This is a genomic window from Polyangium jinanense, assembly GCF_028435365.1.
This window is the reverse complement of record NZ_JAGTJJ010000023.1, coordinates 118,324-132,409: the sequence shown is the minus strand read 5'-3', so window position 1 is coordinate 132,409 and position 14,086 is coordinate 118,324. Positions and strand designations below refer to the sequence as shown.

Here is a 14,086-nt window from a genome sequence, read left to right as displayed (position 1 = left end):
CCCCTACCCGCTCTTCACGTAGAGGACCGCCTCGGACGGCCCGCTCTGGCCCGTCGGATCGGCCGTGTTGCACAAGGTGAGCGGCTCGCCCGGGTCGAGGTAGACGCTCTGCTCTTCGAGCTCGAAGAGCAAGGTGCCGGGCGTGGCGACGAGGTCGCCGTGGCGCTCGACGCGCTTCCTGCCAGCGCCGAGGATGCGGCTCTCCTGCATGGTGCGCAGGCGCCCCGGGGCGCCGATGAGCGCGCCGTTCATCCAGTTGAGGAGCTGATCCTCGCGCACGCCGCGCGGCGCGCGGACGGCGATGACGACGGCGCGCGTGCGGAACTCGCGCTGGAAGAGGACGTTGTACTTGCCCTCTTTGAGGTCGAACGGATAGGCCGTGAACGACTCGATGATGCCCTCGTCGACCATGCGGAAGATGTGATCGCGGGCATTCTCGAAGGTCGCGCGGAGGTCGTCGTGCCGGTACCTCGGCAGGAGCGGCGGCACGGGCGTGCGCGCGAGCGAGGAGATCTGGCCGACGAGGCCCGTGAGCGTGACGAACAGGGAGAACGGATGCGGGCGCTCGGAGTAGAGGACGGCCTCGAAGGGAGGGAGCGCGGCGACGAGGCACTGGATCTGACGGCGGATCTCGCCGATGAGCTCGCGATCGGTGGTGCGTGAGAGGAAGTTCGCCTTCTCGGCGAGGCGCATGGCCTTCTCACGGAGGCGACCGGCAAGGCGTTGACACATCTCGTCGAGGGGCGAGCCCGGGGCGACGCCGAGGGTCGGCGGGATGTAGTCGGTCGCGACGAACGCCTCGCCTTCGAGGCGAACGCGCGCGATGGGCAAACAGACGAGGCGCGGCGGAGGTTCGGCCGCGACGAGGAGGCGGACGCTCGGGGCGATGCGCGGGATCTCGAGGGGATCTTCGCCGGTGTGTTCGTCGACGACGGCCGCGCCTTCGGCGGAGCGGTGGCGCGCGAGGTCCGCGGCGGAGGCGGAGACGGCGGCCTGCGCGCGCGGGACGGCGAGGAAGACGGTGGCGGGTGCGTCGCGGACGAGCGCGGCCTGGGGGCGGAGGTCGACGGAGAGGTCGTGTTTGCCGCCGGCGTGATGGACGAGGGTGCCATCGGGCATGATGGCTTCGACCTGCTGGACGCGGAGAAGGCCGCTGCCGAGTGTGCCTTCGGCGAGCTTCAACGTGGCGATGCCGTGGTGATACGGCGCGGCTTGTCCGAGGTGATAGGCGAGCAGGCGTTCGGACCTGCGATCGGCTTCCTGGAAGTGCTGCGGCGACAGGAGCATCCCGTCGTGCCATTGAATCGCGAGGGGAATGTCGTCGGCGCGCATGTCAATCCTCCGGAGCATCGAGGGGGCTCACGACGAGGTCGTCGTCGCCGAGGTCGACCCGCATCCGGCGTTGCGGGCCAATACGAAAGCGATGATCGCCGGGCGAGCGGTAGTTTGCAAAGATGACGGCGCCGAGGGCCTTGCCGTCGACCTCGACGACCATGGGCGGTGGGGCCTGGCCCGGGACGAATTCCCAATCCCACTCGGTGAACGCGGTGCCGCTCGGGAAATCCCGGCGCATCTGCTCGCGCTGCTCGTACCACTGCTTGGCGGTGAGCTTGATGATCTGGTCGAAGAGCTTCGCGTCCTGGACCGCGACGAGGGTCATGGGGACGGGCGAATTCCGGTTCGCCTTGGCGGTGATTGCGACCTCGACGAGAAAGCGGGTCGGCGGGGGACCCGAGGAGCACCCGAGGCCCAAAGGCAAGACCAGGGCAAGCGCTGCGATCCATCGCGCCCTGCCCCTCGCTCCGCCCCGAGCGTGCCTACACGAGCCCATGAGTGTCGTATAGGGTAGAGCGATCGTGCGGGACGGGTCTACAAACTCGCGAAGGTAGACTACAGAGGAGAGCGGAATCGATGGGTTAGGGGGGACGGCTGTGGGATGGCCGAGGAGGGGGCGGGGGTTTGGGGGCGTAGCTCGGCTTGCCCGCGCGTAGCCCCCGAGCGTCGAACGAAGGGCTACTTTTCGAGGCTTGACGTGGCCGCGGCTTTCGCGGCTTCGTTCTTGCGGCGGGTCTTCACGGCCTTGAGCGCGGTCTGGGCGTTGTAGCGGACGGTCTTCTCGAAGGGCGCGAGGATGCCCTTGTTGCGGGTGCGCTGGGCGGTGGACTTGGCGATGTCGACCATCTGGGCGATGGTGTTCTCGCGCTGGTGGACCTTGAGGCGCCTCGACTCGCGGGTGGCCTCGAGCATCTTTTCGAGGAGCGCCTCCTTCCTGGTGAGGGCGTCGATGCTCATCGTCTCGACGGTGAAGCGCTCGTAGACCTTCGCGGGGATCCCCGCGGCATCGCCGAACACGGGAATGGCGCCGGCAAGCTCGTCGACGACGTCCTCGATGCCAGGCTGCACGCCACGGAAGCCCTTGGAGGATCCGGCTGGGAGATCGACGAGATCTTCCTTCACGTCAGCGAGGGTCACATCATAAGGGCCAGCATAAGGAGAGAACGTATCCGTCGTCATCGAGCACCTCCGGTTCGGGGTGCGCGAGAGACGCTGGCGCCGGATATTTCCTTCAGGGGCAGCACGATCTCGTCAGGGGCGGAGGTTGAGGACGGGGTGCGGGAGGACGAGGATGGGCTTTTGCCTCGCTGAGGCCAGGCTCTCGGAGGCTGAGGACGGCCTGCCGGGTAGGTGACGACGGCCTGCGGGAGGACGAGGACGGCCTGCCGGGTAGGTGAGGACGGCCTTCCGGTTAGGTGAGGACGGCCTGCCGCGTAGATGAGAACGGCCTACGGAAGGACGAGGACGGCTTGCCGCGTAGGTGACGACGGCCTGCGGAAGGACGAGGACGGCCTGCCGGCTCGCTGAGGACGACCCGCTGGGTAGCTGAGGTGTGCAACCGGAAGAGCGGGCTCAAACCGGATCCACGAGCGAAAGGACAGCCCGTAGAACAGCATTGGGTATGGCGAGCGAGGCGAATGCGACGAAGAGCTTCAGGGCGAGGCCGTGCTTCTTCGTGGTGAGCCAGTTTGCCCCGATGCGGAGCAGGTACGTGAGCCAAAGCCCGCAGAGCGCGGTGAAGGCCAGGCCGAAAGCGAAATGGGTCCATATCACCCCGACGTCGAGCATGGCTTTCAAAAACACGGTCACGGCTCCCGCGGTTCTTGCAAGCCACACCAGCAGGGCGCCGAGGACGCAGAATGGCATCGTCACGACCGTGAGATGTGGGAGCGCCGCCAGGACGAGGAGCACGCGCGCGTGATCGATCTCGATGGGTCCGCTTGCCCTGCGCCCGGCGCGATGAAGGACGAGGACCGCCGTGATCGATGCGGCGATCATGGCGCTGGAGGGGCCTATCACGCGGAGCACGGCGATGCCCGTGAAATACGGGAGGAGCTTGTCCGGATCGAAGAAGCTCAGCGCGTAGGCGAACCGGAGATACTCCACAGAGCCTACAACCAGCCCGACCACGACGCCGACCGGGAAAGAGAACATCACCACCCTTTCGTAGGGCGCGACCACGCTGGGGAGGGGCGCGGCGGGCGGCGACGCGGCGGACGGCGCGTACGCCGGACCGAGGTCGAGTTGGTCGTCCATGTCTCTGCCGCGAATCCTACTCGGCAGGTTTGTCGGGGTCAAGCTCCGCGGCGTTCGCCGCCGCGTTCTCCGCCGCGAGCTTTTTGATCTCGGCTAGCTCCTCGGGCGTCCACGCTCGCAGTTTCTGGAGGAACGCGTCGAAGTCGCTGGCGACGAAGTAGGGCTCCCAGTCCGCATAGTAGTCGAAATAGTACACGCGGCCTCGCTGCTCCCCCTCGGTGACGATGCCGAAGAGGCTTCCGCCTGAATCACACGCGATTGCGAGGACATCATTGCCCAAGCTGGGCCGCTTCCAGTCCTCATTGTTCCACAAGAGATCCTCGGATTCGTACTCTCGTCCTAGGCCAAAGAATACGTGGACGTCCGCGCCCTTGAAGGGGGCTCCGGCGATGTCGAGTATGTCCGGGTCTGGCCGGCCTCCATTGTACTCTTGCAAAAACCGGCGATAGGGTTCGGGCAGGCGCACGCCGAGCTTCTCCTCCAACTCTCGGAGGGCCTGCTCGCTCAAAGGTTCTCCGCGGTCTGTGATTTCCATGTCATGGTCTCCCCTTCGTTGCGACCCCGCCGGTATGTCCTGTGTCCGCATGAATTTGTGTGGGCACGAGCTGCATCGTCTTCCCGTCCTGGTGATGGTGCCACGTATGGTCTTTGGGCGTTACTTTCTCTCCCGCTGCCTCATTCGCGAGCCGGTAATCATGAGGCCGGTCCCCCGTCTGGGTGATCTTTACCTCCCTTTTTACGACGCCAGCAGCCTTGAAATCCGGATACCCCTCGGCATCGAAGGGCACCCCGGTCTTGGGGTGGTTCTTGCCCGCGAGGTGCTGGTTCCGAATTTTCGGCGCCCCCGCCTGCCCCGCCGCGCCGTTCGGCGCCCTGACCGGCTTCGTCGTCGTCGTGACTGTCGTCGCGCTGGGCGGTGCCACTGCCTTCGGCGTGCTCGCGGCCGGCGGACTCGGCAGCTTCGGCCGCCGCAAGAACCCGCCCGGTCCGCCCGCCGCGCTCGGCAGGAACACCGGCATACTTCGAAGCCTCTGCTGGGCGCCCCGCAGCACCCTCGCCCCCACGGTCTCCAGGGCCGCCGCTCCCCCGGAGGCGACCATCAACAAGGTGTCCGCCAGGGCGTTCACGATCGCGAATTTCAGCTCGGCGTCCGCCCAGCCTCGCCCATACCCCTTGAGGAAGCCCTCCCAGGCGATCGTGGCGAGCCGCTCGTCGTCGTATGTCGGCAGGTCAGGGATTGCATCGAGTTGTTTGGCAAGATTGGTCCGGATGACTTCGAAGACTTCGGCATCAGGTTTGTCCCGAATGTCATAATCGAAGTTTCCTAAATACGTGACGTCGATGGAGTCCTTCACTCCAGCCGCCTTGCCGAGCGTCGCCCCCCACTCGCGCCCGATCCGCTCCCCCGTGCGCCTCGCCTCCTCCTCGGCGTCCCTCCGCGCCAGGTTGACTTTCTGTTCTTCGTATGTCTTCCCGGGCGGAGGCGGCGGACACGGCACCCTCGTCCCAGGCATCGGAGCGGGCGTGGGCGCCGTTTGCCCGAGGAAGCGCTGATCCGGTGGCCTGTTTCCCGGCCTGTCGCAGGGCCTCATCGCCGACGTCCGCGTCACGGTTCGGACCGTGGTGCCCTTGGCCGGCCCGGCTTCCGGCTCTTCCGCCGCAATTTTCTCCGGCGGCGGCGGCGGCGGCGGCGGCTTGTCGCAGGGCAGATCCTGATACGCGAGCCCCAAAAGCCTCCGGCTCTCGGGCGGCGCGTGGGGGTCATGGATGAAGACGGCCTTGACCGAAGGGTTTTCCAGGAGCTTTTCGAGCGGTTCGAACGCCGGTCGATGCACTCCGTCCCCGAGCTCGTACCAGTAGCGCGCATGCGGGCCGACGCGGGGATGACGCCGGCAGACGCGAAACAAGCTCTTGCCCTGGAGCTCCTGCGCCCATCCCTCCGCGCGCACGCCCGCCGCCCCGCACCCGACGAGCCATACCGAGACGCAAACAGCGAAGAGCAGCGGAAACGCAAGCCGAAGAAACCGCACAGCAGCGCCCACGAGCATCAGGGCGGCACCGTTGCCCCAAAGGCGAGCATTCGACGAGGGTGAGAGCGCACGGTGCGAGGTCATGACAAGCCCTCCCTACAGGCCGCAGGAGTCCCGTGGCGACCCAGGTTACGGGATGGCAAATCGAGCGCACAAGAATGAGGGGGGAGCGAATCAGGCGAGAGAGGCAGCGCGGCGGCGCGAGGTGACGCGTCGACGAGCGAGGAGCCCGGCGGCGAGCATCAGCGCGGCGATCGGAGCGCCCGTCGCAGGCGCATTCGCGGCCTGGCAGCCGACGGATACGGCCGAGCCCTTGGCCTGGTCGGCTCCGCCGCCCGGGGCCAGGTCGTCTCCACCGCCCGCGCCGGTCGTGGTCACGCCCGTGCCCGAGGAGCTGGATTCACTGCTTCCGCCGCTTCCGCCGCTCCCGCCGCTTCCACCATTGCCGCCGCTCCCACCATTGCCGCCACTCCCGCCCGTGCCGGCTCCGCTGCTCTGGCAAACCCCGCCCATGCAGGTGCCACCCGCGCAGGATTCGCCGTCCGCCTTCGCCGGGTCGTCGCAGGTGCCCGTCGCCGGATCACAGGTGCCGGGATCGTGGCATTCGTCCTGGGCCGTGCAGACGACCGGATCGGCTCCGACGCACGCGCCCGCATTGCAGGTGTCGCTTTGCGTGCAGGCATTGTCGTCGTCGCAGGTCGCGCCCGTGAGCGGGGTGCAGGTGCCGTCGGCCGATGCGCCGAGCGCGGCCGCGCAAGCCTGGCAATCGGGCGCCGAGTCGCCGCAGCTCGTGTTGCAGCAGACGCCGTCGGCGCAGAAGCCGCTCGCGCAATCGGTCGATGCGGAGCAGGCGGCGCCGAGGGGCTGGGAGGTCGTGAGGAGACGGGCGCGGATGCGGTTGCTTCCGAAGGGAGGCGCGGTATCGCCCTTCGTATAAGCGAGGAGCAGGTGGCCCGCGCCGTCGCTCGCGAGCGCCGGGCGACCGTGGAACATGGAGCCATTGCCCGCGAAGGGCTGGCCGCCGGGGGTGAGGACGTCGCCGGCCTCGGTCACCCAGCTCCCATAGATGGCTCCATTGGCGCCGTGCCTCCCGTCACGCCAGACGATGAGGCAATCGGTCCCGTCGAAGGCGATGGCGGGATGGCTGCTGTAGATATTGGAGGGGGTCAGCTCGACGTCGAGGGTGTCGATGAGGACCCCGGCGCCCGTCACGCGGGCCAGAAAGACGCGAGTGCTGGTGTACGCGACGGTGAAGTTCAGCCCGTCGTACGCCGTCGCAACGGGGCCGTTGGTCGTGGTGTTACGAATGACGATCGCCGTGTTGTCCAGGAGCGCCCCGGCGGTCGTGACGCGCCCCCCTCGGAAGCCCCCCACGCCGCCCAAGATACCCGGAGTATACCATGCCACGAAGTATTGGCCCCCGCCGAACGCCATGGCGTGAGAGAAACCGGCCACGCCGAGCGATCCGATCTGGAAGCCGGTCGGCTGGAGCAGCGTGCCGGCCTGGGTCAGCAGGGCGCCGTAGACGCTGAAGGAGGAGGCGCTCGAACGATTGTCCTGCCAGGTGACGAGGTAATTCGTGCCGTCAAACGCGAGCTGCGGGGCTTGTTCGTGCCGGTTGGCGACGGCGACGAGGGGGATCCCGCTGGGATCGGTGATGACGCCGGCCGCGGTCATGCGCGCGGCGTAGAGGTCGTAATAGGTCCCCGAGCGCTTGTCTTCCCAGACGATCATGTACTGGCTGCCGCCCCAAACGACCTTCGGGGAGGATTGATCGCCGGTCGCGGCCGACACCTGGATGCCCGAGGGATCGAGCACGTCGCCGGCCGGCGAGACCCGCGCGCCATAGATGTCGAGGTTCGTGTTGTTGCGCAGGTCCTGCCAGACGACCAGGTAGTTCGTGCCGTCGTAGGCGAGGGAGGGCGCGTCCTGCTGGTTGGCGGCCGAGAGGAGCATCAGGCCGCCCGCATCGTCGACCGTGCTCCCCGTGAAGCGCGCACCATAGGCGGCCGCATTGCCGCCGGCGCGCAGGTCTTCCCAGGCAGCGAAACAAGCGCCGCCCGCGCACGCGACGCTCGGCCGGGATTGCTGGTTCGTGGCGACGGCGACCGCGGTCCCGGTCCCATCGAGCGCAGCGCCGGCGACCGAGACCCGCCCCTGCCAGATGTCGGAGTCGCCCGTGCGATTGTCGTTCCAGACGACGACGTACCCGCTGCCGTCGAACGCGACAGCGGGGGACGTCTGCGTTCCCGCGTTCTTGGAAACCTGCATGCCGATCGGATCGAGCAAGGCCCCGGACGACGAGACCCGCGCGCCGTAGATGTCTTTGTTTCCCCACCTGCCGTCTTCCCAGGCGACGAAGTAGTCCGTTCCATTGGAGGCGACGGAGGGGAGGAGCTGGGTCTGCGCCCCGAGCGAGATGGCAAAGCCAGTGGGATCGAGCACGGCCCCGGCCGCTGTCACGCGCGCGCCGTAGATGTCCGCGATGGCGTTGTTTCGCGTGTCTTCCCACGCGACGAGGAAGTCGGTTCCATTCGACCCCACCACGGGGTTGGACTCGATCTTGGCCGTGCTCGCGAGGACGGGGAATTGACTGCCGACGGCCGCGCCCGTCGCGTCGACGCGCACAGCTTGCACCTTCCCGTCGGCCGCCCAGACGACAAGGGAATTCGCGCCCGCGGCGGCCACGTCGATCGCGCTTACCCCGGCGGTCTGGCTTCCCAATTTCTTCGGGTCCAGCACGGCGCCGTCCGGCGTGACGCGCGCGCCTACCACGACGCCGCCCTCGGCGCTGCCCCCCGCCCATACCACGAGGTAATGGGTGCCGGTGAAGGCCACGGCCGGCCCCTTGGTTGGGCCGTTGGAGTGTACCGCGTTTCCGATCTCGAAGCCCCCCGGGTCGAGGATCACGCCCGCGGGCGTGACGCGGACGCCCACGACCGTTTGCAGGCCGACTTTGTTGATCTGCCGCGCGTCGAGCCAGGTAACGAGAAAGTTCGTCCCGTCGAAGGCGACCTGCGGGTACGTCTGCGCTGCGGACACCGGGAAATAAATGGGGGCATCCAGGCCAAACTCCGGGCCAATCGTCGGGTCGAGCACCGCAGGGTAAGCGGAGCCCTCCACGACGGCCGCGGGCACGGTCAAGACGAGCTCGCCCCCGGCCTTGGCATACCGCACCGGGACCGCCGTCCGTTCCCCGCGCCCGTCGATCCACGTCGCCAGGCCATACCGAAGCCCGAGGCCCGTCGCCGGATCGACGAAATGGTGCCCCGCCGCGGTCTCGCCCGCGTAGGCCTGGCCCGTGACCCGGACGCGGATTTCGAGATCGCCGCGGCCCTTCGGCTGCGCCTCGAACGAGAAGCTCTGCTCGACGCCCTCGTCGTCGTTCCGCAGGTGCTCGGTGACGTCGCCCCGCGCGATGGCGAGGTGGCCATCCTGCTCGACGCGCCCTTCGACGCCACGAAGGTTGCGGGCCGCGCCGCGGGTCATCGAGACGGTTTCGAACGTGGCCTCCGCGCCCTGCGCCGCTACGGACGCAGGCCGAACCGAAAAGGCCGAGGTCGAGGCGCGCACCTCGTAGGTGCTGTGCCCGCCCGTCCAGCGTTCGCCGTCCTTCCGGAAGGCGAAATGGACCTGCCGCATGACCCCGTCGAGATCAAACGGAGCGGACGTCTGCGTGCGTTTCCCCGGCGCGCGCGCAGGCGCCGGCTCCGGAGGCGCGGTCTCGCCCATCGAGGGCTCCGCATCGCGGGCGGAGCACGACGCGAGGAGCGCGACGAGCCAGACGACGAACGCGGCCCCGATGCCGCGCCGAATACGATCACGAGCCGCGACACCGGACGCGGCTCCCTTTCTCGGACACGAAGATACGAGTCCAGACATAACCCCTCATCCACTGTAGCAGGACACACTGCCCAATCGTGGTAGGGCCCTGTACCACGTGCCAGCGGATGGAAGGAAGTGCTTTCTGGGGTCTGGTTCGGCGAGGAAGGAAATGCGGGTCAAGGATTGGGGTGAGGGGGCGTTCCCCCCTGCCCCAGCGACACGAGCGCCCGCTCCACGTCGGTGCGGTACGCATTATCCATCGCCGCCACGTCCTTGAATCGGAGGAAGCTCTTCACGGCCTTGTCCTTTTGCCCCGTCGCGCGCATCGCCTCGCCGTGGAGGAAATACGCGTCGGCGTGCCAGCTCTCCGCCGGTCCGCCCTTCTGCAGGAGCAGCTCCACGGCCTTGTCGAGCTCCGGCGTCGCCGCGTGCTTGTTCCCGTTCGATTCGAAGATCTTCCCGAGCCGATAATGCCACTCGGCGACCGAGCCATTGCCGGCGATCGCCTTTTGCCACGCCGTCTGCGCCTCCGGCCAGCGGCCGAGCTCCTGATAACAGAGCGCCATCGTGGCGTGCGCCTCGTGCCGGGAGGGGCGCTTTTGCAAGGCAATCTCGAGGTCCGCGAGGGCATCGAGCGTGCGGCCTTGCTTGTGGAGCAAGACGCCGCGTTGCCAGTAGGCGTCCGCGAGCTCGCGGTCGAGCTCGAGCGCGCGCTTCAAGGCCGCCTCGGCCTTCGGGAACTGGCCGAGGACGTTCGCCGCCCAGCCGACGTACAGGTAATATTCAGCGCGATTGCCGTCGATCTCCGTGGCCCGCTCGAGGAAGCGGATCGCATCCCCCGCCGCCGTCGAGCCACCCTTCAAGAGGAGCGCGCGGCCGAGGAAATGGTTCGCGTCCGAGGAGCTTCCGCGCTCCTTCAAGACCTCACGCAAAATCGGCTCGGCTTGCGCCGCATGGCCCGCCATGACCTGCGCCGAGCCGACGCGCATTTTGAGGTCGATGTCCGTCGGCGCCTTCTCCAGCGCCGCCGCATACATCTCGAGCGCGCGCTCGCTCTGGCCCGTCTCCTCGTAAAGAAGGCCGCGCTCGAGCGAGAGGCCCGGGAATTCCTTGTCGATGGTCGCGATCTGGTCGAAGACCTTCTGCGATTCCTCGAACGAGCCCATGCGGCGGAGCGTGACGCCGAGGCGGAAGCGCGTGCCGAGGTCGTCCTCCTTGGCGAGCGCAGCCTCGAATTCGGTGCGCGCCTCGGAATAACGGCCCGCCTGCGAGAAGACCTCGCCCTTGGCGCGGTGGAGCGCCGGGAGATCGGGGAACTTGGTGCTGGCCTCGCCAAGCTTGGCCTGCGCCTCGTCATTGCGGCCGGCCGCCGAGAGGAGCGAGGCGAGCGCGACGTAGGCCTCGACGGCCTCGGTCTGCACGCCGCCGAGCTTGATGGCCTGGGCGTAAAGGGCCTCGGCTTCTTTCTTGTTGCCAAGCGCATCCTCGACGCGGCCGAGCCAGTAGGCGGAGGCGGCGGCGTCGGGTTTGTCGGCGCGGAGTTTTTCGGCGAGGGCCTTTCCGTCCTTGAGGCGTTCGAGCGCGAGGAGGGTTTTCGTGGCGCCGATGCGGGCCGGAAGGCTGGTCTCGTCGACGCGCATGGCCTCCTCGAAGCGGAGGAGCGCCTGGGAGAAGCGGCTCGATCGATAAAAGAGCTCGCCGTCGCCGATGAGCGCGGCCGCGCTGCGCGGGTCGATCTTGAGCGCCGCAGCAAAGGCCTGCTCGGCCGCGGTGATGCGGGAGCGACCGAGGTGAATGCGGCCGATTTCGATGTAGGCCTCGACGAGCTCGCGTTCGCTGGCAGAGGCGCGAATGTCGCCGTCGGCGGTGACCTTGCCGAGGAGATCGAGGGCCTCGGTTTCTTTGGCAGGGTCGCGGCCGAGGATCGAGGCGAGCAAGGTGCGCGCGCCGGCGTGCTTGGGGGAGGCTTCGAGCGCGGCGCGGGCAGTCTTTTCGGCGCTCGCGGCGTCGCCCTTGGCGAGCTCGGCGCGGGCGAGGCCATAAAGGGAGCGGGCGCCCTTGTGAAGGGAGACGGCGCGTTTCCACGCGACGAGCGCGTCGGCGGCGGCGCCGGAGGCGAGCTCGATCTCGCCGATCAGAACCGCGGCGTCGATGTCGTTCGTATTGGCGTCGAGCGCGTCCTTGGCGAGGCGACGGGCTGGTTCAAGGCGGCCCGCGAGCGCGTGCTCTGCGGCAACCGCGAGGGTGCGCTCGCGGCTCGGGCTCTCGGTCTGTCCGAGGAGCTGCTTGCCGAGGGTCTCGTCGTCGCCACGGCGGCCATGGCGGAGGCTACGCGCGAAGGCGACGTACGCGGCGTACGCAGCCGTCGCGCGGTGGCGCGGGCGCGAGACCTGCGCGGCCTTGGCGGCGTCCAGCCCGCGCGCGGCGGCCGCGGCGGTGTCCTCGTCGAGCGTGGCCTGCGTGTTCTTTTCGAGGCCGGTGAGCGCCTCGGCGTGCGCGGAGGCATTCACGAGATCACTCACGGCGTGCACGCCGAACGGGCCGATGTCGGGCAGGAGCGCGAGCGCGCCGCCGCCGATCGCGATGAGGACGGCCGCGCCGATGCCATAGACGCGGCCACGGCCGCGGGGACGCGTTTCACTCGCGGGTCTCGCGACGCTCTTCGGAGGTTTGTCGCGCTTGGCGAGCGGCGCATCAGCCCCGTCGGACTCGCCCGGCGCAAGGTCGACCTCGTCGCCGATGCCCGCGCTGTCGTCCGGAGGCGGCTCGGGCGCGGCGCCGAGGTCGACCTCGGCGCGCTGGGTCGGCGCGCCCGTGCTGATCGGCGCGCTCACCGCGAGGTCGATGGCCGGCTCGAGGGAAAACTCCTCGCCCGGCTTGGAGACAGGGGCCGCGGCACGCGTGCTGTTCGGCGGATGCGGCGTGGTCTTGGGCGCGGCAGCGGTCCTGTTCGGCGGGGGATCGGCGAACGCGGCGTCGAAGGCCGCGTCGTCGAGCTCGAAGCTGGGCGTCGAGGGCTGAGCGGCGCGCGGAGGCGCGGCGGGCGCGGCGGCGGGCGCAGGCGGAGGGTCACTCGCGAGGGGAAACTCGAGCTCGCCGAGGTCGCCCGGATCAAAGGCCGCGATCGCGCTGGACGGGACGGTCGCGCCAGGATCCATCCTGCGGGTCACGTCGTTCCGTGTCGCGGAGCCCGCGGTCGGCGGCAGCGGGAGCTCGAGGTCGCCGAACGACGGGCCTTCGGGCGCGGGCAGGTCGAGCTCGCCGAAGCCGCCGAGATCGGGCGCCGGGAGATCGATCTCGCCGAAATTGCCGAGGTCGGTGTCGGCGGTAACGGCGGGCAGGTCGAAGCTGCTCAAGGGTTTTCCGCGCAGCGCCGTCATCGCGCCCGAGGAGCGGTGCTTCGGGCCGGGCGGGGCCGGCGCGGGGAGATCGGGGGGCTCGTTCTTCGCGGGAGCCCGCGCCGGCGCGGGGAGATCGATCTCGCCGAACCCCTTCGCCGCAGGCGGCGCGGGGCGCGCGGCGGCGGGCCTCGCCGGCGCGGGGAGGTCGATCTCGCCGAAGCCCTTGGCCGCGGGCGCGGGGCGCGCGGGGGCCGGCAGATCGAGCTCGGGCGTGCTCTTCTTCGCAGCGCGCGCCGGGCTCGGCAGATCGATCTCCGGTTCGGGCGCGCTCTTCGCGACGGGACGCGCGGGCGCGGGGAGCTTTTCGTCCGGCTTCGGCGGCGGCTTCGGCGCGGCGGGGCGCGCGGGCGAGGGCAGGTCGATCTCGCCGAACCCCTTCGTCGCGGGACGCGCGGGCGCGGTCGGTTTGTCCTCCGGTTTCGGAGGACCCGGCTTGGACGCGGCCGCGCGCGTCGGCGAGGGCGACGGCGACGGCAGATCCACTTCGAGCGACGTCGTCGCCGCCACGGCCTTCATCTGCCGGACCGTCGGCTTGGTCGAGGGCATCCCGGGGGGCAGCTCGATCGCCGCGAGCGCGGCGTCTTCCTCCTCTTCCTCATCGAGGGGGAACTCGTTCACGGCCGCCGCGGGCATCTGCCGGACCGTGGGCTTCGCGGGCACCGGCAGATCCACGAGCTCTTCCTCTTCGGCCGCGGGCAAGGACGCCGGCATCTGCCGCACCGTCGGCTTCGCGGGCGAGGGAAGATCGATCTCGCCGAACCCCGGATCGTCGCCTTCGCCCCACAGATCGAGCTCCGTGGCTTCGGCGGGCTTCGGCGCGGGCGCGGACGCGACGGGCTTCGCCGGCGCGACAGGCTTTGCGGGCGCGACAGGCTTTGCGGGCGCGGCGGGCTTTGCGGGCGCGGCCGGCTTCGGCTGGGCGGGGAGCACGGGCGGCTTCGGCGCGAGCGGAGCGGCAGGCGCCTTGCCCGCCACGGGGCGCGGGAGCAGCGGCTCGGAGCCACCTTTCGCGCGCGGCGCGACCGGCGAGGGGAGATCGATCTCCTCCTCCGCCGGCTCCGAGGGCTTGCGGACCAAGAGGCTCGTGCCGCACTTCGAGCAGCGCATCTTGAGCCCCGTCGCCGGGATCCGTCGTTCCTCCACCTGGTACGGCGACTTACAGGAGTCGCACTCGACCTTGACCATGCTCATGCCTTCGAGGGGCCCTGGGGCGCGCGATGGTTCGCGTTGCTCACTTCT

At 69.2% G+C, this 14,086-nt stretch carries 8 protein-coding genes; all 8 read right to left on the bottom strand.

Annotated elements, in window-relative coordinates; all coding sequences use genetic code 11:
- Positions 1 to 3 precede the first annotated feature (3 nt).
- Positions 4 to 1,332 (bottom strand): type VI secretion system baseplate subunit TssK, encoded by a 1,329-nt coding sequence (tssK, locus tag KEG57_RS30355; RefSeq protein WP_272459075.1) that lies wholly within the window; start codon positions 1,330 to 1,332, stop codon positions 4 to 6.
- Position 1,333: 1 nt separating this feature from the next.
- Positions 1,334 to 1,660, bottom strand: coding sequence for a hypothetical protein (locus KEG57_RS30350; RefSeq protein WP_272421906.1), 327 nt, complete (start codon positions 1,658 to 1,660; stop codon positions 1,334 to 1,336).
- Positions 1,661 to 2,013: 353 nt separating this feature from the next.
- Complete coding sequence (locus KEG57_RS30345) at positions 2,014 to 2,514, bottom strand: hypothetical protein (protein WP_272459074.1); 501 nt, start codon at positions 2,512 to 2,514, stop codon at positions 2,014 to 2,016.
- 393 nt (positions 2,515 to 2,907) lie between these two features.
- Positions 2,908 to 3,591, bottom strand: coding sequence for a hypothetical protein (locus KEG57_RS30340; protein WP_272421904.1), 684 nt, complete (start codon positions 3,589 to 3,591; stop codon positions 2,908 to 2,910).
- A 16-nt stretch (positions 3,592 to 3,607) separates the two neighbouring features.
- Complete coding sequence (locus KEG57_RS30335) at positions 3,608 to 4,126, bottom strand: SMI1/KNR4 family protein (protein WP_272421903.1); 519 nt, start codon at positions 4,124 to 4,126, stop codon at positions 3,608 to 3,610.
- Position 4,127: 1 nt separating this feature from the next.
- Positions 4,128 to 5,705, bottom strand: coding sequence for an HNH endonuclease (locus tag KEG57_RS30330; protein WP_272459073.1), 1,578 nt, complete (start codon positions 5,703 to 5,705; stop codon positions 4,128 to 4,130).
- A 90-nt stretch (positions 5,706 to 5,795) separates the two neighbouring features.
- Positions 5,796 to 9,503 (bottom strand): hypothetical protein, encoded by a 3,708-nt coding sequence (locus KEG57_RS30325; protein WP_272459072.1) that lies wholly within the window; start codon positions 9,501 to 9,503, stop codon positions 5,796 to 5,798.
- Positions 9,504 to 9,622: 119 nt separating this feature from the next.
- Positions 9,623 to 14,038 carry a tetratricopeptide repeat protein gene (locus KEG57_RS30320; protein ID WP_272459071.1) on the bottom strand — a complete coding sequence of 1,472 codons (4,416 nt, stop codon included), beginning with the start codon at positions 14,036 to 14,038 and terminating at the stop codon, positions 9,623 to 9,625.
- Positions 14,039 to 14,086: the final 48 nt, after the last annotated feature.